Below are 22,577 nucleotides of genomic sequence, written 5' to 3' on the forward strand. Positions count from 1 at the left end.
CTCCCCACTCCCCCATATCTAAGGTGAAGAAGAACTAATGGCTCTTTTCTCAACCTGTTTGTCTGGCAGAGGTGTGCTGCTACCCATATCATCTATTGAGGATTGAGGCTGATATTTGAGTTCCCATACTTTAAGTAAGATCAGATACTCATAAAAAGCCTGTAGAGTACACCAAGTAAATCCAGCAGGGCCATCTAGACAGCCGCCTAGGAAAAAATACATATAGAGGAAGCGCCAAAATGGTCGTCCTGGTAGCCGGAGAGACAAATCTTTAAGGGTGCGCCGTCTGATGATTTCATTGCGCCCCCAAATCAAATCTTTCCAGTTAACACTTCCTGTTTCTAGCTGACGCATGGTTTCTATCGCTTCGTCAGTTGAGTAGCGATTGTGCTTTTCGATCCAGCGAGACATCCCCTTAGAGCAAGTATAGTGAGGGTAGGTTTCTTGTAAGAAACCAGTTTTACCATCACAGACTTCTCGTTCGGTATGACCGTAATCGGTGAACCAAACCTTGTCTTTGTGAAATAGACGTAACTGATAACGAGGGTATTGAGTGGAACGCCGAATCCATTGATTCATAAACATGACGCGCTCGGCAACGTAGTAGCCCACGTACTCAGAGGTTTTGATGGCTTCGAGGGATTCGGCAAATAATTCAGGAGTCATCCGTTCATCTGCTTCCAGGATGTAAGCCCAATCGTACTTGATGGGAACTTCTTTGATCATCCAGGTGCGCTGACGACCATGACTTTCAAAGGTGTGTTGGAGAACTCGCACTCCCTTGCTATTAGCAATTTCGACAGTGCGATCGCTACTGAAGGAATCAACTACAATAATGTCGTCGGAGAGCTGTGCTGACTCAATACAAGCAGCAATATCGAGTTCTTCGTTGTGGGTGAGGATATAAATCGAGAACATTTCAAACTCAGCATAAAACAATGTAACTCACATTTGATGCTTTCTCAAATTGAGAACCCCGATAGTCGTCGCCCTTGCCAGTGGCAGGGTGAGAGTATGGGGTAGATGGAATTGGGATTACCAGGACTGGCAGTGGGGACGACTACTAATTAAGATACTTGAGTTCAGAAGTTCAAAAGTTGACAATTCCAGTGGTTCAGGAGAAGTTTGGTATATAGATATTTCTCCTGACTTCGGACTGTTAACTTCGGACTTCTGCATCGGGGTTGATAATCCCCTAACTCCCCAAGCTGCGCAATCCCATAGCGCCAATCACACTATAGCCAATTGCTAAAAGCAGGCTAGATATACCAGTCCGTAACCCTGACTTCAACGCTGCGGTTCTCGCCTGCTTCTCTGCATCTAGCTTGCCAGTACCAATTTGAGTTTTAGCCTGATCGATTCTTTTCTGGAGGGCTGTGGGATCTTGCTTAATCGCCTGCAATTGGTCTCTGATAGCCTGTAACCGTTGGAGTTGTTCTCCTTGAACTTGACCGCCAGAAATTGCTTTTTCTAGCTCGTCAAATCGTTTTGGATCTTTAACGAGGGCACTAACTTGGTCTGTTTGGGTTTTCAGTTCCTTTTCCGCTTGATCGGCTCTTTGGCTAATCTGTTCGAGAGCCTGATTGCTTTGCACGCCCACATTTTTAAAGTGCAATGGCACTAGGAGCAGAAAGAGTAATCCCAAGACAATAGAAAGAATTAATGCCCAGAAGCGCAAATCTGTAATAACCGATCCTTGCTCTGAGGACCCCATATTGCTGCTGATCCAATAGCCGACCAATAAAAATGCGATTCCTACCATAGGAATAATACCCCGGTCAACCATCTGAGTTGTAAAGCCGAATTGCCACTCCGGTTTCAGTGGCTCAAACGGAATTGCCAAGATGACGAAATCTAACAGAGAGGAGACAATCATGATCGTCCCGACTATCTTAAGCGCCAGGGCTGTGTACGGGGAATAGACAGAAGTACTTTTCATAAGGTGATAATTTTGACAAATGCGATTAGCCACTTTCCACTTTACTGGGCAAGATCCCCCAAATGTGCTATTTGTCCCCTGATCTACGGAGTACCCACGTGATGGAAAATGATGGATCGATCGCGCCCACGTGCCCATATTAACTTATTAAACTACCCTCCCTGCTCTACTTCGTCTCTAGACTCTCTACAGGGATGGCATTTTCGGTTATTGTTGCTTAGGGATAAACAAATCTGGCAATCTAAGCTAACTAAATTTGAAATGATGTCAAGGGGTCTATGAAAAAAATTATTGAAGTTTTACCAGACAAGCCAGCTCTGATCGAGCGTGGGATTGAGCTTGTCTTGACTAAAATCCAATCCGCTATCAGCGAGAGGGGGCGCTGTACGATTGTTTTAGCTGGTGGGAGTACCCCCAAACCATTGTATGGTGCGATCGCAACTCAGGATCTCCCTTGGGATAAAATTCATGTCTTTTGGGGCGATGAACGCTATGTGAGTCCGAATCATCCAGATAGCAATCAAGGGATGGCTCGTCAGGCGTGGTTGGACAAGGTTGATATTCCTGAAAGTAACATTCACCCTATGCCCACAGATGGTGAAACTCCAGCCGCAGATGCTACTAAGCATGAAGCCCAATTACGGGAGTTTTTCGGGATCGAGGCTGGGCAGTTTCCCCAGTTTGATGTAATTTTATTGGGTATCGGTGATGATGCCCATACTGCCTCTCTTTTTCCCCATACAGAGGCGCTGCAAGTTCAAAACGGCCTAGTCACTGTGGGTAACAAAGACGGTCAACCGAGAATTACTTTTACTGCCCCACTGATTAACCAGGCTCGCTCTGTTCTTTTTCTAGTCGCTGGCGCAAGTAAACGCCCAGCACTCGCTCAGATTTTTGCCCCGGATGCCGATCCTTTTACCTATCCTGCCAGGTTAATTCAACCCCAGGAAGAACTGTGGTGGCTTTTAGACGGGGAAGCGGGTGAACTGAAATATGAAGAATGAAGGATGAAGGCTGAAACTATCGAGAGCTAGTAACGGAGAAAAATCTATTAGGTGTCTCTGAAATATTAACTTTTGATCGTTGACACTTGATCCTCGATCCTTTTTCCTTATGGGGTGGCGAATAGGTGTAGCAGGTTATTATGGCTGGAGAAGGACTCTGTTTTGGTCTTGACTTTTAACTTTTAACTTTGAACTTATGATTGTCTGCCCTAACTGCAATCACAAAAATCCCGACGGCGCTAGTCAATGCGAAGCCTGCTTTACCCCTTTACCGACAACGACTAATTGTCCAAACTGCGGGGCTACTGTTCAGACGGATGCTACTTTCTGCGGCCAGTGTGGGGTTAACTTAAAGCCTAGTGCCCCAATTGAGGAAACTGATCCCCCCACAGAGGGGGTACCTGTCCCCACCCAAGTATCAGGAATACCAGACTTGGTAAATCCCGAACCGCTTGTGGAACTTGAACCTATCCTTATTAACGCTGAAGTCCCAATGCCCGATTCAGATCCCAATCTGCCAGCAACCATTATCAGTCAATCGACACCATTAGAAGAAGAGGAAACATCAATGCCTCTTTCCCCAGTTTCTGCCCCTCCTCCTCCTTCTGCTCTTCCCACTCCCATATCAGTCCCTCCAGTACCAATCAGTGCCCCCCCTACGCCAACGCCTAGAAGCGCCGCGTTCTCCGGTACTATTTTGCAAACCCAGTCAGCTAGTCTGCTCCACCTGCAAACTAATGCCAATATTGAATTACCCTCGAATTTGTCGGTGATTCATATCGGGAAACCCAACGATCGCATTCCCCCAGATATTGATGTTTCTGGTTTTCCCAATTCTGATATCGTGTCCCGGATTCATGCCGATATCCGAGTAGAAGGTGATGCCTACTATATTGAAGATGTCGGGAGTGCTAACGGTACTTACATCAATCACACTCCTTTGGCCAGTGGGAATCGCCATAAGTTGCGTCCAGGCGATCGCATTAGCTTGGGCAAAGGAGATCTTGTGACATTTTTGTTCCAAAGTTCCTGAGTCTCTGGACAATCCATGGGGCGATCGTTGCTGATCGTGCGATCGCTCCATGGATTGTGAGGCGAGGGGTGGGCAGAAATTGCCGACTAGGTTTGTTAAGTGCTAGCCTGGTTACTATCTCTTGCGAAAACTCCAGTCGATCGAGAAGAACAATTCCAAATCGATCGGTATGGGAATTTGCAAGAGTTTTAGGTAGTTAGGCGAAAGTCTTTGAAAAAAGTCTTTATATAAGAAAGATGTAACATTTGTGATTACTCTGACCCTACTGCATCCTCTCCAATCTGTGGCCGTTCAAACTTGGCCTTTTGAATCTAAATCGGTGATTCGGATCGGTCGCTCCACAGATAATGATGTCATTCTCTATAGTGCTGTAGTTTCCCGCTATCATGTCGAGCTGAGGCACAAAGGTGGCGGGTGGGAAATTATCAGTTTAGGGGCTAATGGTACTTATATTGATGGCAAGCGCATTACCGAAATGCCCGTTGTCGATGGGATGATTATTCGTTTAGCTAGTTCCGGACCAAAAATAAAGATTGAAATTGACGATGCCACATCAAATGCTCGGCGAAAAGCCGCTTTAGGAAAGAGAAGTGCTTCCCAGAAAAATGGGGTAGAGCAAGAATTCAAAGAGACTCTTGTCGATGCTGAAGGTAAACAGAAATAACAGGAAAATCCTCGTCTTAGCGTTAACATTTCTTAATTTCCTCTAGCCAATTGTGAGGATCGAAGGTTAAAGTTATAGAAAATCCAGTTAAAGTGGCGCTCTAGAACAGGCAGCACTACTAACCCATCGCTAGAAATAGTATTTTATAGTCCTATATGGGGTTGAGTCAGATGAATTCTCCCAATGACAAAGAACAGGAACTTAAGCGCCTTGAACAAGAGATAAAGAAGCGAGAGCAAGCCCTCCGACTTCGGGAATTGGAGGCGGAAATTAATCCGCCGCCATTGTATCAAACTGTTAAGCACGAGCAGCCGGAGGGTAAACTGCAACAATGGGGTAGAAAACTGGTTCTATTTGGCAAATTTGCAGCCTTTGTGGTGGTAGGTTATGTTGTGGTTCGGGTTAGTACAGTAATTGCTGGTTTAGTTATTGTTGGGATTATTGCTTTTATTGGATACAAAATATTCTTAGAAGGCAAAGGATGAAGGTTGAATATTGAAGGTAAAAGTTTTTTTGAATTAAACCCCCATTTTACATCCCTTTTATAAGGTAAAAACAATGAGCTACAACGCTGAAAATATGAACTTTCTTAGAGATTTAGATCGAGTTATTAAAGCCCGCAATCAGGTAGCTAATCATCTGAGTCAAATTGCCGAAACTATCAATAAAGCTGAACTAGAGGGGGCAGAAATATCTGGTAAATTGGGTATGGCAAGGGAGATCGAAGACATCACTATCGCTAGCGAAAACTTGCGGAAGGGGGTGTTTCGGTTGATGGTATTGGGGGATTTAAAACGGGGCAAGAGTACCTTTCTTAATGCTTTAATTGGTGATAATATTTTACCCTCTGATGTAAATCCTTGTACGGCTTTGCTCACTATTTTACGCTATGGTAAGGAAAAAAAAGTTACCGTTTATTTTAAAGAAGGAAAACCGCCAGAACACTTAGATTTTGCCAGCTTTAAGCAAAAATACACGATTGAAGCGAATGAGGCAAAGCAATTAGAAGAAGAGAAAAAGCTGGCTTTTCCTGATCTTGACCATGCCGTGGTGGAATATCCATTGCCGTTACTAGAAAAAGGGATAGAAATTGTAGATAGTCCGGGGCTGAACGATACAGAAGCACGGAACGAACTTTCTCTCAATTATATCAACGACTGCCACGCCATTCTTTTTGTCTTCCGAGCTGTTCAACCTTGTACTCTAGAGGAACGGCGCTATCTAGAAAACTATATCAAAGGGCGGGGATTAAGTGTTTTCTTCCTTGTCAATGCTTGGGATGAAATCAGAAAAGGCATTATCGATCCCGATAACTTAGAAGAATTGGCAGAAGCTGAGAATAGACTCCGTGAAGTATTCCAAACCAATTTAGCTGATTATTGTCAAGTGGATGGCAAGAATATTTATGATGAACGAGTATTTGAGATTTCTGCTCTGAATGCCCTGCGGCGACGGATCAAAAATCCAGAAGATGGGTTAGAAGGGACAGGTTTTACCGACTTTATGAATGCCCTGAATAAATTTTTAACTCAGGAAAGGGCTGTTGCTCAACTGCGGCAAGCGAGAACAATTGCACGACAAACCTATACCCGCCTCCATGATGCAATTGAGCGCCGCATCCCCTTACTTAATGAAGATGTTGAGGAATTAAAACGCCGGATTCATTCTGTTGAACCGGAATTCGAGCAATTTAATGAAATTCGCGATCGCTTCCAATATGAAATTCGCGGGATGCGGGATAAGAAAGCCAGAGCAATCGCCGATTCATTTCGGACATTTGTACTAAGTTTGGAAAATACCTTTGAATCAGATTTTTTACGCTATCAACCTGATATTGGTTTCTGGGATTCTCTACAACAGGGAAAGCGGGAAGAATTTAATGCTGCATTTAAACAAGCATTTGAGCAATATTTAAACGATAAAATATCTGCGTGGGAACTAACTGCGGAAGGAGAGATGCAAGATGCCTTTGCTCAACTAGCAAAAAGTGCGGCTACATTAGGTGCAACGTACAATCAAGTCGCCAACTCAATTAATGAAAAGCTAATCGGGCAAAAACTATATACAACTGGCAAAATTAATACCGGAGATGATTCACCTTCTTGGGCTAGTTGGGCAATGGGATTTATTTCACTAGCATCTGCTAACGTGGCGGGATTAGTTTTAGCTGGTGCTGGCTTTGATTGGAAAAAGATTTTAGTGAATTGGATTGCCGTATTTGGGATTTGGAGTTTTCTATCTATATTTTCTATTTCCTTAATTACAGGACCAATAGGCTTCATGTTACTGGGTTTAGGTGTGGGTGCAGTCCAAGCAGATGAAGCCCGCAAAGAATTAATTCAAGCAACCAAAAAAGAGTTTGTCAAATATCTACCCCAGGTAGCAAAAGAGCAATGGCAACCAATTAATCAAGCAGTAAAAGATACTTTTGATGCCTATGAGCGAGAAGTAACTAAGCGACTCAATGACGATATCAAATCTCGTAAATCTGAATTAGAAAATCTGATTGAGAAAAAACAATCTCGTGAAATTAATCATGAAACTGAATTAGAGCGGCTCAAAGCATTAGACTCAAATGTATTGTCTGAATGCCGTAATATTGAGTCATTGTACCATGACTTGATTCTCGAACCTTTGTCGGTTTAATTCGGGCTTGCTGAATTAAGGCATAAGGTATATTAGGTTTCAGTGCTTTTTTATCCAAAAAAGTCCAGGGTTATAGTGCGATTAGGTTCAAAATCCTTGCACTTTTGGGAAACCTCACCAACTTTAGGCAAATTAATAATTATTGAGGAGAAATATCATGGCAAATAATCCTGTAGCTTGGTTTGAAATCTATGTAGATGATTTAGCTAGAGCCAAGCAATTTTATGAATCCGTGCTTAGTGTGAATTTGGATGTATTGAGTGACCCCAATGATACCAGTATCGAAATGTTGTCATTTCCGTCGGATATGGAGAAGTATGGTGCTAGCGGTGCCCTTGTCAAAATGGAGGGCTTTACAGCTAGTGGAAATAGTACTTTGATTTATTTTTCATGTGAAGATTGTGCAGTCGAAGAATCTAAAGTTGAAGCAGCAGGTGGTCGTATCAAAAAGCCTAAAATGTCTATTGGCGAATATGGCTTTATTTCTCTCGCTATAGATTCTGAAGGCAACATGTTTGGCTTGCACTCAATGAAATAGCTTGAAAGGCGAATTCAAGAAAATCATTTCGTACTTGGACCGTTAGACCGCCAACGCAAAACACATTTAAGCAATTGGTTTGTTAATTTCTGCTACTGTACCTCATAAGAGAGGGAACCGCTGTAGTTCCGAAGTTTATCAGGAATGGCGCAGATTGGTTGTCAAATTCGCTGTTTTAGGAGTTCAATTTCACGATGCCCGTCTGGTTGCATCAATGAAAGTCAATGCTAGATCCCATATTCTCACATTGAATGTGGATGATTTCACACTATACACTCCTGAAGGAATCGTGGCAGTTGCACCAGGATAAGTGTAATACTTCCTCGCGCTTGCCGATCCTGTCTCAAATTGAATTAACAGTTTATTTAATATCCAAAATTTGGATAGCCAAGGTAAAATAAAGATAAGCGATCAAGTTGTTTGCCTCTTACCTATTCTTTAATTACAATGAGCGATCAACTGGAAAGAAACATTTTTACGAAAGATTTAGAGGGAGTGGCGAGGGTTAGTTATGAGTTATAAACGGCAAACAGAGAGTTTTATCAACGACTTAGATAGAGTAGCCAAAGTCAGATCCCAAGTAGCGAGTTGTCTGAATAATATGGCACAGACTCTCACAAGAGGTGAATCAGAAGGTAAAAATACCTCCGGTGAACTAGGTTTAGTCAGAGATATAGAAGATTTAAGCAAAGCCAGTGATAATTTACGAGAAGGAGTATTTCGTTTACTGGTTTTAGGGGATATGAAACGAGGCAAAAGTACTTTTCTAAATGCCTTAATTGGTGAGAATTTATTACCATCAGATGTCAATCCTTGCACCGCACTATTAACAGTTTTGCGCTACGGTACAGAAAAGAAAGTAACTGTTTATTTTAACGATCGCACACCACCAGAGCAGATTGACTTTAAAAGCTTCAAACAGCGCTACACCATCGATCCTGCTGAAGCCAAGAGACTGGAAAAAGAACAGAAACAAGCCTTCCCTAATGTTGACTATGCCGTTGTCGAATATCCCTTAGCTCTGCTAGAAAAGGGTATTGAAATTGTAGATAGTCCCGGATTAAATGATACGGAAGCGCGGAACGAACTCTCTCTTGGTTATATCAATAATTGCCATGCGATTCTATTTGTATTGAGAGCAACACAGCCTTGCACTCTAGCGGAACGCCGTTATTTGGAAAATTATATTAAAGGGCGAGGTTTAGGTGTATTCTTTCTAATTAATGCTTGGGATCAGGTTCGCGAGAGTTTAATCGATCCCGACGATACTGAAGAAATCGCGGAGGCAGAAAATCGACTGCGGCGAGTTTTTAAAGCTAACTTAGCAGATTATTGTCAGGTAGATGGCTGCGATATTTACGAGGAGAGAGTATTTGAAATCTCGGCAATTAAAGCACTAAGATTGCGATTAAAGAATTCATCTGCTTCTCTAGATAAAACTGGTTTTCCAGAGTTTATGGGCGCACTTAGCACATTTTTGACTCAGGAAAGGGCTATTTCAGAATTACGGCAATCGAGAACCATTGCACGTCAAAGTTACACTCGCGTTAAGGAAGCAATTGAACGTCGCATTCCTTTGCTAGATGCGGATGTGAAACAATTGAAAGAACGGATTAACTCGGTGGAACCAGAATTTAAGAAACTTAATGAGATTTGCTATCAATTTAAGGATGAAATTAAATCTGTTCGGGATAGTAAAGCCAAAACTATTGCTGATTCATTTCGCAGCTATGTTTTGAATTTAGGAAATACTTTTGAAATAGATTTCTTGCACTATCAACCAGATTTACGATTTATGGACTTTTTAAGTTCAGGAAAAAGGGAAGCCTTTGAAGCTGGACTCAGAGAAGCTTTTGAGCGCTATGTTAATGATAAATTGGCTGCTTGGAGTATCACTGCGGAGAAAGAGATGGATGGGGCTTTTTTACAGTTATCTAAGAGTGCGGCAAGTTACGGGGCTTCTTATACTAAAGTAACTGATAAAATTACTGAGAAATTAACGGGGCAAAAGATACCTCCTGTCATGGGTTCAACAAATGAAGATAATTCTCCCTCCTGGGCAAAATGGGCAGCAGGATTGTTTTCTTTAGCTAGGGGAAATATTGCTGGTGTGGCTATGGCTGGTGCAGGATTTGATTGGAAAAATATTGTACTCAACTTTATTACAGTGATGGGAGTTGGGGCGATGATTACCGCAGTTTCCGGGATTGTTTTAGGTCCCATAGGGTTAGCATTACTTGGTTTGGGAGTTGGGGTTGTCCAAGCGGATCAAGCGCGGAAAGAATTGGTGAAAGCAGCTAAAAAAGAGTTGGTAAAATATTTGCCGCAGGTGGCGCAGCAGCAATGGCAACCTATTCATGATGCAGTTAAAGAGTGTTTTGAAGTGTACGAGAAGGAAGTGACTGAGCGGATGAATGATGATATTAAGGCGCGTAAAGCTGAGTTGGATAATTTAATCGCTCAAAAGGAATCCCATGAAATTAATCATGGTGCAGAATTGGCGCGGTTGAGACAACTGGAAATAGATGTTTCTTCAGAATTGGGGAATTTAGAGACAGCGTATCAAAATTTTATCGCAGTAGCTTAAAACTGTTAACGAGTATCTTTGCCAAAGTGGGATGCTCCTGAGATCTTGCACCATGTTCAATAACCCCAAAAACCCGCCAGAGAATAAATTCTCTGTCTAATAGCTAAAGTCGGTTGAAACCGACTATTAATCCTGATTTTAGTCCGTTTTAAAGGACTTTAGCTATTAGACAGTGGCTGATAGCCACTGGCGGTTTTGGCCACTGGTGCAAGATCTTGAGATGCTCCCCTTGTTAACTTACCTTACCTGAGAATGTCTTAACCGCCCTGGCGACTGCTATAATTCAAAACTGAGAACTATTCCGGGGAATGGTGAAGGCATATTTCTGGGGAGATAACTATTTTTTACCTTTTTCCCCGATGAGTTTATGATTACTTTAATTACGATTTTTTACTTATCAATCATTATGAGCATGTTCAAACTCATAAACATAGAAAAGCCGACTGAATTTCTTCAGGAGGTATCCGACTATTCCAAATAGAATGGCACTGCCAAGCGCCCACCAAAATCCTGCGGGAGGGATAACGGTTAAAAAAGATGTGGTTGTTTGTTGTATCGGCATCGCCGCTACTTTCATCGCCACATATCGTCCATCCACCATTACACCTACAGCAAAAGATATCACAGCTACCACATAAGCCAAAACTGAAAGACGGTTAATATTTTTCAAGGCATTTTGGCAAACCTGACAATGTTGAGTATGAGTTGTCCAGACATCAAATAATTTCTGCTTGTCTCTTTCTGCTGATGGCAATTCTGAATTACATTCTGATGCCCAAGGTATACCACCTCCGGCTCTTTTTTCCAGCCACTGACGAAAGGCAATAGTCATCTTATCTTGAGGATTAGGCGTATAGACGGCATCCAGCCATCTATTTTTGCCTCGTTTCGCGATAGTTTTCTCTTGATAATGGAGAAATACCGCATCCTGATGGAGGAAGAGGGAAGCCAAAACATGACCTAACCAAATTGGCATCGGTAATCCAAAAAATCCCAAACCTTTTGGTGTTTTTCCTGCATCATTTTTCACAAACACTTGACATCCAATATGACGACACCATCCGGGGCGAGTCGGACTAGCGTATAAAGCCAAGATGAGTTTCCCGCCATCTTTAAAATTTGAGACAATTCTCATGTGACAAGGCGGTTGAAAATCATTAACCGCTTGGGCGATATGGGGTGCAGTAGGTGTTATTTCAAAAGAAAATCCTTCTTGGGTAGACATCTCCCTGACGCGAAGCATATCGTAGTACTTGGCATCCTGATAACGATTGCCAACAATCCCGTGGTGAGAGACAGGTACATGGGCGGGATCTACTACATTTTCCATGAAAAAGTCCCAGCCATAAGGGAGATCCCGGATATTCCAAAAAAGCTTAACTACCCTGTCAGAATTCTCCTCAATTTCTGGAATAATTCGCGGTTTCCTTAATTGACTTTCAATCTGTGCTTGGTCACCTGATTCAGGCCATACCCACAACAAACCCTGAATTTCCTGTGTGGGATAGGCAATAGCAGAAGACTTTTTGTTTGAGCAATGTTTTGCCTCAGTTTCCTTATCTTTAGATTGGGGAATCCTGACACATTTCCCCTCACCATCAAAGCGCCAAGCGTGGTATGCACATAAAAGTGTACCATCGGATTCAACGCGACCTTCAGAAAGTGGGGCGAGTCGATGGGGACAAAAATCTTCAAAGCAACGCCATTTGTTCTCTCCATCTCGCCACAAGACAATATCTTTTCCTAGTAATTGCATCGCATGAGGACGAGATGAATCTAGGAAATCTACAACGGCGATTGGATACCACTGTTTTGTCCATGGGAAGGTGCTTTCCTCTTCCGTTTTGAATTGTTCAATAGTCCGATCTTCTTGTAGACTAGTCTGGGTAGTCACAGATACTCCTTTATTTTTGTAGCTTGTTAGAATTGTCTCATCTTCAATTATAATCATAACACCCAAAGCGAAAGAAAATTTACTTAAAAAGCCAAATTTTAATCTATAGAGTATACTATACTTGTAGTCAGGCTATCTTAATATAGATGTATATGAAGCTTTACTGGTATTTGAAACAAAAAAATTACTTGAAGAATGCTTTTACTAAGTTGGCAGCAATTATCGCATTATCTCTTTTTGAGAGTATCTCTAGTTTTCCTGTCTATGGAATTTCTCAAGAGGAGACAGGAACGACGAAAAGTTTTGCTGATTGGTGTTTCCAGAAAGAAAATCTTCTGAAAGAATTAATAAACCTAATGGAGCTTAGTCTGAGTGACAATAAAATCGATAATATTACGCCTATTTCATTTCTAAAAAATATAACTATTCTCAATTTGTGTCAAAATCATATTATTGACATTCAACCACTGGCATTCCTTACTAACTTGACTATACTCAATCTCTGTTTTAATAAAATCAGCGATATTGCACCGTTATCATCTCTAACCAATTTGAATATTCTAACTCTAACTAGCAATCATATTTCTGAAATTACACCTCTGTCATCTCTAACACAGCTAAAATTACTGGTAATCAAGGAAAATCCTCTCACCAATCAAATCTGTCCTGTCAAGCCAGGATATATCTGTGTATTTTGACATAGATATAATTATTGATTGTAAATTTTAATCGATCAATTGAATGGAATAAAAAACAATATGAAAAACTCGGAAAATTATCAAAACCTCGCCAATAATCTCAGAGCTATCATTGGGATACTAGAATTAGATCGAACATCCCCATTATATCGAGACGGCATCGCAATTTGCCAATATCTAGAAAATCCCATCTTCCGTATCGCTGTATTTGGTCCTTTTAATTACGGTAAATCAACTCTACTCAATGCCATTCTGGGACAACGTACCCTCCCAATCGATTTAATTCCCACCACAGGCGCAGCCATTCATGTTAGATATGGTAGGGAACTCCAAACTCGCATTACCCTCACAAATAGTAGAGAAATTACTGAAAATGGGACAGATATTCTCAAACAATTTGCTATTCTAGATGATAATAGAAGAATGCGAGATGACGTGGCAAAAGTAGAAGTTTTTTGTCCCCATCCTTTCCTCCAAACGGGTGTAGAATTACTAGATTTACCGGGAACTGACGATAGAGAAGCACAAGATGCTTTAGTACGGGAACAATTACTCACAGCAGATTTAGTAATTCAAGTTCTTGATGCCAGAAAACTAATGACATTAGGGGAACGTGAACATCTGAGAGATTGGTTAATGGATAGAGGGATTAAAACTGTTGTATTTGTCGCTAATTTTCTGAATTTATTAGAACCAGATGAGCAAAAACAAGTCTACAATCGATTACTATTTGTCGCCGAAAGCTTTCGCTCAGAATTACCCAATAATATCAGTAATTTATATCGAGTTGATGCCTTACCTGCCTTAAGAGCAAGACTTAAAGGCGATACCGCCGCCGCCCAAATTACTGGATTGGGCATTTTTGAATCAGCACTGCAAAGTATTGTTGCCGCCAAACAGGAAAAGACTGCCATTCAGTTTCCCCGTGTCGAAGCGATCGCAATTTCCATCCAACAAGCTGGAGAAACCAAAGCCCAAGCCATATCTGCTGAAATAACCGCCGCCGAAGCGAAGGATAAAGCCAAACTAGAGATAAAACAAAAAGCACAGAAACTGATTCAAAAAGGCTTCTCGGCTAGTGTTTCTGACTTCCAAGGTTGGTTGTACTTACCCAAACTAATCGAGCGATATCAATCGGAATTGGCTTCAGCGTTACAAAACGGCACTTTTGCTATTTGGGAAGAGGAGATTTTTAAAATTGCGATCGCAGAATATCAAGAAGATATTATAAAATGGGTTAATCAAGCTAGTGAATTTTTCGATTGCCATCAACCTCCAGAGTTAACTATTCCTTTTCCCAATCCCCCAGAAATTATTCTTCCCCCACCTCCACTACAACCTAATACTTCTAAAGAATCAGGTAATGTGACACCTCTTGCTATTGCTACAGGATTAGGTTGGATGTTAGCAGGAGTAGTGGGAGCAGCCGTTGTTGGCGGAGCAACCTATTTATTTGGCAAAGGTTCAAATGAATCAGAAGTACCAAAATCATCTGTTTCTTATTTAGATTTAGTAGTACAAGCATATAGAGAAGCGGCTAAAGACTACTTGACTCATTTTACTACAGAAGCATTTGCAGTATTACAGGAATACGAGCAGATAGCAGAAACAATTATTAATTGTCATGTAAAAGAAGAAGCATTAAAAATCACAACTCAGCACCATCAGTTACAGTTATTACAAACTTTATTGCATAATTTGAGTGAAGACTTAAGTATGTAGGGTGGTAAACCTCTAAACTCTTCCTAACCATTGAACTATTGCATCAGGAAATGGGGTTCTGGTTCGAGTTATGGGATTGATACAAACATGTCGAGTCATTGCTTTAGCTAATATCTGTTGGGATGATGAATCTGCCACAATTTCATAAACAATTTCAAACTTTGTCTCACTTAATTGTTGAGGTATCAAGTTGATCGACAACTTGTCACCGCAAAACATAGGAGCGAAAAAGTCTGCCGAAGTATGAACAATGGGAATTGCTGTGGATGAGTTACTAAAAAATGTTTTGAGGTTGATACCAGCTATTCCTAAAGATTCTTCATAAGCTTCATGGCACATTGATAAAACATTAGCAAAATAGATGACACCAGCAGCATCGGTATCTTGAAAGTGAATTGTGCGGTTATATGTAAATGACATGATAGATATTCATCAAACTACTTTAGGGTTGCTAATGGCTAATCGCTAATGGCAGAGGTAAGAAATCTCCAATTTACAATTAGCCATTAGCCATTAGCCATTAGCTATTAAAGATTATTACTCTTTGCCAACAACTGATCCCTATTGATTCCGGGAACTTGACTACTTGGTGATGGTGATATATTACCACAAGTTTTCTTCTCGTAATCACACTTATAAATATACTCTTCCTGCCAGCTTAAAGGAATCTCCAGTAAATCCCGCGTGCCTGTCATACCTTGCCCAATAAATAATAACAGGGCGATGCAGTTAAGTATAATATGGACATTACGCCAGCGATGGGAACGATCTTGATAGATATCCTGGACAATTGCCAAAGAAAAAATCATCAGAATAGTCGCAACAATTCCATAATAGAAGTGAGAGACAAACCATTCATTGTCCCGACGGAAAACCCCATCCTGAAAACCAAGAATCACTACACCCATTCCAGTTAAAGTGGCGAAAATACCTCGCCATTGTTTTTCTTTGGCTTTATAAAGCAACACGAGAGAGGTAATAGTCACACCATAGAGTAGTATTATCAAGATCACCTTAAAAGGTGCTGTATTCCAAACTCCATTAGTCAAAATTTTCTTGAAAGTTCCGTAGGCTAATGCCAATAAAGTAATACCCACAACAGAGCCAGTTAACCAACGCCCAATTTGTAAATGTTCCGCTCCCACAACAGGGGGAATTTTGCTTTTACCCCCCTTTGCTGTTTCCATACGACGCTGGCGAGTTTGCCAAGCGCGATTAACTACAATCCCAATCATGGGAAAGACAACAGCAACTGCGATCGCAGGATGGAGCAATAAAATTATATCTTTGAGATCCATAAACAACCCTTAAAGTATCAGGATATATTATTTTCGCCAAGGGTGATTAAAATACGCTGAGGGGATCTAGAGAAAGAGATAAAAAGGTTAGTTAGGCTCAACTCTGCCGCTGAGTTTATTGAGTATTTCTACTTAGACTCGTCTCCCTCGACCTGAACTTTTTTTATACTACCATTTGAAGTACGGAATGTGGAGCCGACAGAGAAACCGGGTAACTTCGGCGAAACCCGGTTTCTCTGGTGTACTTCATAAACCTGCAATCTGCTGTATATTTATCCCTAAGCCTACCCTGAGTGCTTAATTATATATTTGCTATTTTCTGTTCCTTGTTCCCTTTGCGATCGACATAAAATAAGTATGACTCCCCTGGCAATAGTATGCGTTGGCGATGAATGTATCATTTTAGATAGTTTTACCGAGCAGCTTAAGCGTAATTTGGGTAATAATTACGAGATTGAAGCCGCTGAAAGTGGAGAAAAAGCTTTAGAGATTTTAGCAGATCTCCAAGAATCAGGAAGAGAAGTAGCCCTGGTAATTTCCGATTACATCATGCCAGGAATGAAGGGAGATGAACTCCTGATCAAAATTCACGATCAGTATCCTAAAACATTGAAGATAATGTTAACCGAACAAGCAGATATTGAAGGAGTAGATAATGCAGTTCATAACGCTAAATTATATCGCTACATAGCCAAACCTTGGGCGGAAACCGATCTAATATTGACTGTTAAAGAGGCTTTACACAGGTACAACCAAGAACAACAGTTGGCAAGACAAAATGAAACATTACAACAATTAAATGCCCAACTAGAACAATTAAATGCCCAACTGGAACAAAAGGTTACTGAACGAACTCTTGAACTCCAACAAGCTGTCATTGCCGCTGAAGTTGCCAACAAAGCTAAAAGCGAATTTTTAGCCAACATGAGCCACGAATTGCGATCGCCACTCAATACTATTCTTGGCTTTAGCCAACTGATGCAGCACTCCTTAAGCCTCGATCCGCAACAGAAAGAAAATATCAATATTATCAACCGTAGTGGAGAACACCTACTCAGGTTAATTAACAATGTATTAGATTTATCGAAAATTGAAGCGGGAAGAATGACTCTCAATGAAACAAATTTTCACTTAATTGATTTCCTCGACGATCTAGAAAATATGTTCCAATTGAAGGCTGACGAGCGGGGAATTCAGTTTGTTTGCGATCGCAATCCACATCTACCTCAATATGTACGAGCCGATCGGGTTAAGTTACGCCAAATCTTGATTAACTTACTCAATAATGGGATTAAGTTTACTCCTGAAGGCAGTGTAACTTTAAAGATTAAAAATCAAAATTCACGAGAGATTAATTATTCCCAACATCAATCGCCGAACGCTAATTTGCTTTATTTTGAAATTGAAGACACCGGAATTGGTATTGCTCCTGATGAAATTCACAATATTTTTGAACCATTTACTCAAACTAAACTAGGTAAAAAATCATCAGAAGGTACGGGTTTGGGTTTAGCTATTACTCGATCTTTTATAGAAATGATGGGTGGCAAAATTACTGTGAATTCTCAAAAAGGTTCCGGTAGTACCTTCCGATTCAATATTCCTATCAGTTTGGTTGATGCCAAAGATATTGAAATCAAAGCACCAATGCGGCGAGCTATTGCTCTGGAACGAAACCAACCTGTTTGTCGGATATTAATTGTAGATGACAAATGGGAGAATCGCCAATTACTTATTAAAATGCTGTCACCAATTGGTTTCGATCTAAAAGAAGCTAGTAATGGTAAAGAGGCAATGGAAATATGGGAACTTTGGCAACCAGATTTGATCTGGATGGATGTGAGAATGCCGATTATGGATGGTTACGAAACAACTAAAGAAATTAGACGAATACAGAGTAAAATATTGCAAGACAAAGATCGATTCACCATACCTCATTCTCCTACTGTAATTATTGCCATCACTGCTAGTACTTTTGAAGAAGAAGAATCAGTAATTGTAGCAGCAGGGTGTGATGATTTTGTCCGGAAGCCTTTTCGAGAACCAATTATTTTTGAAAAGATGGCTCAATTCCTAGGAATTCGTTATATATATCAAGAGGAAGAAACTCTCAGTCGCAAATCCGATACTAATGTTTGTGAAACCTCTCTTCTTGAATCTCTCTCAGTTATGCCACAAACGTGGATTGATGAGCTATATGAAGCTGCTGAAAGTATTAACAACGATCGAATTTTTCAACTGATATCACAAATTCCCCCCAGCCACAATCTTTTAGCTCAAACTCTCAGCGATTGGGTGAATCAATTCCGTTGCGATCGTATTATTGATTTAATCGAATGTACTATCAATTAGTCTTATTTGTTATTTGTTATTTGTTATTTGTTATTTGTTATTTATTGTAGAACAGGTATCTTGCCTGTTACAGATATTATAGCCTTTTCTCGCATAGTGAGGTACATAGAAACTCTAGAAACCCGGTTTCTTCAAGAAACCGGGTTTCTAAGATATACTTAATCGATATGAAAAGAGATATATTGATTTAACCAACAAACAACAAACAATGAATCAACAAACAACCATTCCAGGCAATATTTTAATTATCGATGATAAACGATCGGATATACAACTTTTATCCACAACCTTATCCAATCAAGGATATATAGTGCGGGGTGCAGCAAAAGGTAAAATGGGAATTAAAGCAGCACAAGCAGATCCTCCCGATGTGATTTTACTCGATATCCGAATGCCAGATTTAGATGGCTACGCAGTTTGCGAACAATTGAAAGCCAATCCCAAAACTCAAGCTATTCCGATAATTTTTTTAAGCGCTCTTGATGATGTTTTAGATAAAGTCAGAGCATTTCAAATTGGTGCTGTTGATTATATCACAAAGCCATTTCAAATTGAAGAAGTATTAGCACGAGTAAAAAATCAACTAATCGTTCGTCATCTCAATAAACAACTGATCGAAAAATCCCAGGAATTACAAACACAAAATCAACAATTACAACAGGAAATAATCGAAAGATGCAAAGCAGAAAAAACAGCAGAAGCAGCATCAAAAGCTAAAAGTGATTTTGTGGCGAATATGAGCCATGAGTTGAGGACACCACTTAACGCAATCCTGGGTTTTACCCAACTTATGCACCGTGATAAATGCTTAAGCGATGAGCAGCAAGAATATCTAGAAATTATTAATCATAGTGGAGAATATTTACTAGGATTAATTGATGATGTTTTAGAATTATCAAAAATAGAGTCAGGTAGATTTCTATTAAATCTAAATAGCTTGGATCTTTATCGTTTCCTTGACTCCATTGAAGAAATGTTTCAGATGAAAGCCGAACAAAATGGTCTTTATCTAATGATTCTGGTTTCTTCTGCTGTACCTCAATATATCAAAACAGATCAGCAAAAACTGCGGGGCTGTTTGATTAATCTGATTGGAAATGCAATCAAATTTACTCAATCAGGGGGTGTAGTATTGCGAGTGAGATTGAGTGATGAAAGAGCCGATATCAGGATCGGAAGTGAAAAAAAAAATAAGGGAGAGGAACAATTGTCCCCCATTCCAAAAAACCCACTCCAAAAAACCCACTCCCTAATATTTGAAGTCGAAGATACAGGCTCTGGAATTGATCCTGATGAAATTGATACTATCTTTCAGGCTTTTGCTCAAACAGAAACAGGCAGGAAATCTGAAGAAGGAGCAGGATTGGGTTTAGCAATAACTCAAAAATTTGTCCAAATGATGGGAGGAGAAATTACTGTTAGCAGTACAGTTGATCGAGGCACAATTTTTAGGTTTAATATCAAACTAGGATTAGCAGATGAATCGGAAATTATTGCCAAACCGCGACAGCGAGTAATTGGATTACAACCCGAGCGGGAATCCTACCGAATTTTAGTAGTGGATGATACCAGAGAAAATCGCTTGCTACTACTTAAACTCTTACAACCCATTGGTTTTGAAGTAATTGAGGCGGAAAATGGTGAAGAAGCCATGACTCAGTGGTTAGCATTTCAACCTCACCTAATTTGGATGGATACAAGGATGCCTGTAATGAATGGAATTCAGGCAACTCAAGAGATTCGACGTAGGGAAAGGGGGATAATAGTGCGAAGTGAAGTAGGGGAAGAAAGGAAAGCAGGAGAAATAGAGGAGAATTCCCAATCTAATCGGGAATCTCTAATCCAAAATCCCCATACTATTATTATTGCGCTATCAGCCAGTGCCTTTGAAGAGAGACGAGGAGAGCTTTTGTCAGCAGGTTGTGATGATTTCGTCCGAAAGCCCTTTACTGAAGAGGTTATTTTTGATAAGATCGGTCAGTATTTAGGAGTGCGCTACGTTTATGAAGATTTGCATGAATCAACAAAAGTTCACCGAACTTTTAATACCTTCAGCGAAAAATCTGATTCCTTCTTACTAGAGGAAATGGCAATAATGCCATCAATCTGGTTGCGGGAGTTAGAGAAAGCTACTAAAAACCTAGATGAAGATATGGTTCTCCAATTGATCGAGCAAATACCAGAAAGCAACAAATCACTAGGCGTAAAATTAACTGAGTTGCTCGATAATTTTCGTCTGGATATTATCCTTCGTTTGGTTCAATTATCAATTGACTCTCGATCGAATAATCAAAAACATTAGTTAGGATAATTAATCCCAAAATATCCCATGGAAATAAATAACCAAGACATCAAAATATTAATCGTTGACGATCAACCCAATAACCTCCATGTTCTATCTAGTTTACTGATAAAATCTGGTTATAAAGTTCAAAGGTCAATTTCTGGATCGATGGTTGTGAATGCTGAATTAGCCGCTCTTCCAGATCTAATTTTACTCGATATTATGATGCCGGATCTGGATGGTTACGAAGTCTGTAAACGACTGAAAGCCAGAGAGAAAACCCGCGACATCCCAGTAATTTTTTTGAGCGCACTTAATGAAGCATTTGATAAAGTGAAAGCCTTTACAATCGGTGGAGTTGACTACATTAGTAAACCATTTCAAGTAGAAGAGGTTTTAGCACGGATCGAAAATCAACTGACAATCCAACAACTATCAAAACAACTAAAAGAGCAAAATACTCAACTCCAACAAGAAATTGAAGTTCGCAAGCAAGCGGAGGAATGTTTGCGACAAAGTGAAGCACGAGAACGAAAAAAATCACAAGAGCTAGAAAGAACCTTAAATGAATTAAAACGGACTCAGGTGCAACTTATTCACTCTGAAAAAATGTCCAGTTTGGGGCAAATGGTTGCGGGAGTAGCTCACGAAATCAACAACCCAGTTAACTTTATCTACGGAAATCTTTATATTGTCCGCCAATATATTCAAGATTTGATCGGTCTGATTGAATTATATCAGGAAAATTGCCCTGAGTTAATACCAATAATTCAAGAGAGAATTGAGCAAATTGAATTAGAGTATTTGGTAGAAGATTGGTCAAAATTAGTAGATTCAATGGAAACAGGGGCTGAACGAATTCATCAGATTGTCCGTTCTTTACAGATTTTTTCTAAACTTAATGAATCAGAGATAAAATCTGTAGATATTCATGAAAATATCGATCGTACCCTAAAAGTTTTAAATCACAGACTAGTAGGAGAGGGCTGTAGAGATGAAATTAAAATAATTAAAGACTATGGTGAACTGCCAAAAGTTACTTGTTATATTAGTCAGTTGAATCAAGTCTTTATGAATCTGCTGAATAATGCCATTGACGTATTGGCAAAATCACCTTCTACAGGAGTAATCAGGATTTCTACTTCTATGGGGAGACGGGAAGATGGGGAGATAGAGGAACAATTCGGAGTTTCAACTTCAGATTTACCACCTAATCCATACGTTATTATTAGGATTGCCGATAATGGCACTGGAATTAGTGAGGATGTGCTAAAACGGATATTTGACCCATTTTTTACCACAAAACCAGTCGGGAGTGGCAGAGGTTTGGGCTTATCGATTAGCTATCAGATAGTTGTCGAAAAACATGGCGGTGAAATGAGGTGTAATTCAGCCATCGGCAAGGGAACTGAATTTGCGATCAAGTTACCAATCGTTCCTAGTAAAATATCTATCGCAACAACTAATACTCAGTGCGCAATAATGCATGTATAATCGGGAGTTTAGAGGTAAGTGGTAAGTGGTGAGATTATTTACTCGTCAACAACCCACCGTTAAATCGGAGTACCGACTATAACGGGGGCTTGTAAGATAGCCCTAGTTGACCAGACTCAGGTCGACTTACCTACGTTAGTGGCAAGCGTTTAAGTTCTTACCGAAGGATGCGTAGCTAGTCTTTCGCTCTAAAACTCTTAGGTTAAACAGTCGTTTGGGAGACAGTGCTTAAGAGAAAGTACCGACCGCTAACTTTGTCGTTCGCGAAGCGTGCCGTAGGCATAGCTAACCTTACCGGAGAAATCCGAGTTGGTTTTGTAGGTTTCCAATCAAAAAACCTACACTTTATTCCAGTTTAAAAACCAACCAGTTATGGATATATCGCGTAGATTATGCCCCCCGTTTCCTCTCACCACCAAACTGA

18 protein-coding genes are annotated in these 22,577 nt (G+C 40.4%); 13 read left to right on the top strand and 5 right to left on the bottom strand.

The window, feature by feature from the left end:
* Positions 1-18: 18 nt before the first annotated feature.
* Both NJ959_RS07705 and hpsJ-B read right to left on the bottom strand, forming a co-directional pair.
* Positions 19-918, bottom strand: a complete 900-nt coding sequence (locus NJ959_RS07705) for a glycosyltransferase family 2 protein (RefSeq protein WP_254011174.1) — start codon at positions 916-918, stop codon at positions 19-21.
* 277 nt (positions 919-1,195) lie between these two features.
* Complete coding sequence (hpsJ-B, locus tag NJ959_RS07710; protein WP_254011175.1) at positions 1,196-1,939, bottom strand: hormogonium polysaccharide biosynthesis protein HpsJ; 744 nt, start codon at positions 1,937-1,939, stop codon at positions 1,196-1,198.
* Between the two features lie 278 nt (positions 1,940-2,217).
* On the opposite strand from hpsJ-B, the gene pgl reads away from it, so the two are divergent.
* The 8 genes from pgl to NJ959_RS07750 all read left to right on the top strand — a co-directional run bounded on the left by pgl (position 2,218) and on the right by NJ959_RS07750 (position 10,411).
* Positions 2,218-2,943, top strand: a complete 726-nt coding sequence (pgl, locus tag NJ959_RS07715) for a 6-phosphogluconolactonase (RefSeq protein WP_254011176.1) — start codon at positions 2,218-2,220, stop codon at positions 2,941-2,943.
* 196 nt (positions 2,944-3,139) lie between these two features.
* Positions 3,140-3,976 carry a double zinc ribbon and FHA domain-containing protein gene (locus NJ959_RS07720; protein ID WP_254011177.1) on the top strand — a complete coding sequence of 279 codons (837 nt, stop codon included), beginning with the start codon at positions 3,140-3,142 and terminating at the stop codon, positions 3,974-3,976.
* A 247-nt stretch (positions 3,977-4,223) separates the two neighbouring features.
* On the top strand, positions 4,224-4,640 hold the full coding sequence (locus NJ959_RS07725; protein WP_254011178.1) for an FHA domain-containing protein: 417 nt from the start codon (positions 4,224-4,226) through the stop codon (positions 4,638-4,640).
* A gap of 170 nt (positions 4,641-4,810) precedes the next feature.
* On the top strand, positions 4,811-5,125 hold the full coding sequence (locus NJ959_RS07730) for a hypothetical protein (RefSeq protein WP_254011179.1): 315 nt from the start codon (positions 4,811-4,813) through the stop codon (positions 5,123-5,125).
* Positions 5,126-5,198: 73 nt separating this feature from the next.
* Positions 5,199-7,286: a dynamin family protein gene (locus NJ959_RS07735; protein WP_254011180.1), complete on the top strand. Its 2,088-nt coding sequence runs from the start codon at positions 5,199-5,201 to the stop codon at positions 7,284-7,286.
* Between the two features lie 157 nt (positions 7,287-7,443).
* The gene (locus tag NJ959_RS07740) at positions 7,444-7,824 is read left to right on the top strand and encodes a VOC family protein (RefSeq protein ID WP_254011181.1); all 381 of its coding nucleotides are present in this window, start codon (positions 7,444-7,446) and stop codon (positions 7,822-7,824) included.
* 79 nt (positions 7,825-7,903) lie between these two features.
* Positions 7,904-8,134, top strand: a complete 231-nt coding sequence (locus NJ959_RS07745) for a hypothetical protein (protein WP_254011182.1) — start codon at positions 7,904-7,906, stop codon at positions 8,132-8,134.
* A 201-nt stretch (positions 8,135-8,335) separates the two neighbouring features.
* Complete coding sequence (locus NJ959_RS07750; protein WP_254011183.1) at positions 8,336-10,411, top strand: dynamin family protein; 2,076 nt, start codon at positions 8,336-8,338, stop codon at positions 10,409-10,411.
* 397 nt (positions 10,412-10,808) lie between these two features.
* Here the strand turns inward: NJ959_RS07750 and NJ959_RS07755 are convergent, their stop codons facing one another.
* Positions 10,809-12,305 (bottom strand): aromatic ring-hydroxylating dioxygenase subunit alpha, encoded by a 1,497-nt coding sequence (locus NJ959_RS07755; protein WP_254011184.1) that lies wholly within the window; start codon positions 12,303-12,305, stop codon positions 10,809-10,811.
* 170 nt (positions 12,306-12,475) lie between these two features.
* Here NJ959_RS07755 and NJ959_RS07760 point away from each other — a divergent pair, with 170 nt between their 5' ends.
* Positions 12,476-13,003 (top strand): leucine-rich repeat domain-containing protein, encoded by a 528-nt coding sequence (locus tag NJ959_RS07760; RefSeq protein WP_254011185.1) that lies wholly within the window; start codon positions 12,476-12,478, stop codon positions 13,001-13,003.
* A gap of 60 nt (positions 13,004-13,063) precedes the next feature.
* Positions 13,064-14,725: a dynamin family protein gene (locus NJ959_RS07765; RefSeq protein WP_254011186.1), complete on the top strand. Its 1,662-nt coding sequence runs from the start codon at positions 13,064-13,066 to the stop codon at positions 14,723-14,725.
* A gap of 12 nt (positions 14,726-14,737) precedes the next feature.
* On the opposite strand, the gene NJ959_RS07770 is transcribed toward NJ959_RS07765, so the two are convergent.
* Together NJ959_RS07770 and NJ959_RS07775 are read right to left on the bottom strand one after the other, a co-directional pair.
* Complete coding sequence (locus NJ959_RS07770; RefSeq protein ID WP_254011187.1) at positions 14,738-15,145, bottom strand: acyl-CoA thioesterase; 408 nt, start codon at positions 15,143-15,145, stop codon at positions 14,738-14,740.
* Between the two features lie 107 nt (positions 15,146-15,252).
* Entirely contained in the window at positions 15,253-16,023 is a 771-nt protein-coding gene (locus tag NJ959_RS07775) for a DUF4079 domain-containing protein (RefSeq protein ID WP_254011188.1), read from the bottom strand.
* Positions 16,024-16,380: 357 nt separating this feature from the next.
* On the opposite strand from NJ959_RS07775, the gene NJ959_RS07780 reads away from it, so the two are divergent.
* The 3 genes from NJ959_RS07780 to NJ959_RS07790 all read left to right on the top strand — a co-directional run bounded on the left by NJ959_RS07780 (position 16,381) and on the right by NJ959_RS07790 (position 22,153).
* Positions 16,381-18,375: a response regulator gene (locus tag NJ959_RS07780; protein ID WP_254011189.1), complete on the top strand. Its 1,995-nt coding sequence runs from the start codon at positions 16,381-16,383 to the stop codon at positions 18,373-18,375.
* Positions 18,376-18,583: 208 nt separating this feature from the next.
* Positions 18,584-20,677, top strand: a complete 2,094-nt coding sequence (locus tag NJ959_RS07785) for a response regulator (protein ID WP_254011190.1) — start codon at positions 18,584-18,586, stop codon at positions 20,675-20,677.
* Positions 20,678-20,704: 27 nt separating this feature from the next.
* Positions 20,705-22,153 carry a hybrid sensor histidine kinase/response regulator gene (locus tag NJ959_RS07790; RefSeq protein WP_254011191.1) on the top strand — a complete coding sequence of 483 codons (1,449 nt, stop codon included), beginning with the start codon at positions 20,705-20,707 and terminating at the stop codon, positions 22,151-22,153.
* The last annotated feature ends 424 nt before the right edge of the window (positions 22,154-22,577 follow it).

Source organism: Limnofasciculus baicalensis BBK-W-15 (genome assembly GCF_024178385.1).
Taxonomy (GTDB): domain Bacteria; phylum Cyanobacteriota; class Cyanobacteriia; order Cyanobacteriales; family Coleofasciculaceae; genus Limnofasciculus; species Limnofasciculus baicalensis.

Coding starts and splice junctions, on each gene's coding strand:
- pgl (WP_254011176.1), top strand. CDS start 2,218: ATGAAAAAAATTATTGAAGTTTTACCAGACAAGCCAGCTCTGATCGAG.
- NJ959_RS07705 (WP_254011174.1), bottom strand. CDS start 918: ATGTTCTCGATTTATATCCTCACCCACAACGAAGAACTCGATATTGCT.
- NJ959_RS07720 (WP_254011177.1), top strand. CDS start 3,140: ATGATTGTCTGCCCTAACTGCAATCACAAAAATCCCGACGGCGCTAGT.
- NJ959_RS07730 (WP_254011179.1), top strand. CDS start 4,811: ATGAATTCTCCCAATGACAAAGAACAGGAACTTAAGCGCCTTGAACAA.
- NJ959_RS07780 (WP_254011189.1), top strand. CDS start 16,381: ATGACTCCCCTGGCAATAGTATGCGTTGGCGATGAATGTATCATTTTA.
- hpsJ-B (WP_254011175.1), bottom strand. CDS start 1,939: ATGAAAAGTACTTCTGTCTATTCCCCGTACACAGCCCTGGCGCTTAAG.
- NJ959_RS07775 (WP_254011188.1), bottom strand. CDS start 16,023: ATGGATCTCAAAGATATAATTTTATTGCTCCATCCTGCGATCGCAGTT.
- NJ959_RS07785 (WP_254011190.1), top strand. CDS start 18,584: ATGAATCAACAAACAACCATTCCAGGCAATATTTTAATTATCGATGAT.
- NJ959_RS07765 (WP_254011186.1), top strand. CDS start 13,064: ATGAAAAACTCGGAAAATTATCAAAACCTCGCCAATAATCTCAGAGCT.
- NJ959_RS07740 (WP_254011181.1), top strand. CDS start 7,444: ATGGCAAATAATCCTGTAGCTTGGTTTGAAATCTATGTAGATGATTTA.
- NJ959_RS07770 (WP_254011187.1), bottom strand. CDS start 15,145: ATGTCATTTACATATAACCGCACAATTCACTTTCAAGATACCGATGCT.
- NJ959_RS07750 (WP_254011183.1), top strand. CDS start 8,336: ATGAGTTATAAACGGCAAACAGAGAGTTTTATCAACGACTTAGATAGA.
- NJ959_RS07790 (WP_254011191.1), top strand. CDS start 20,705: ATGGAAATAAATAACCAAGACATCAAAATATTAATCGTTGACGATCAA.
- NJ959_RS07735 (WP_254011180.1), top strand. CDS start 5,199: ATGAGCTACAACGCTGAAAATATGAACTTTCTTAGAGATTTAGATCGA.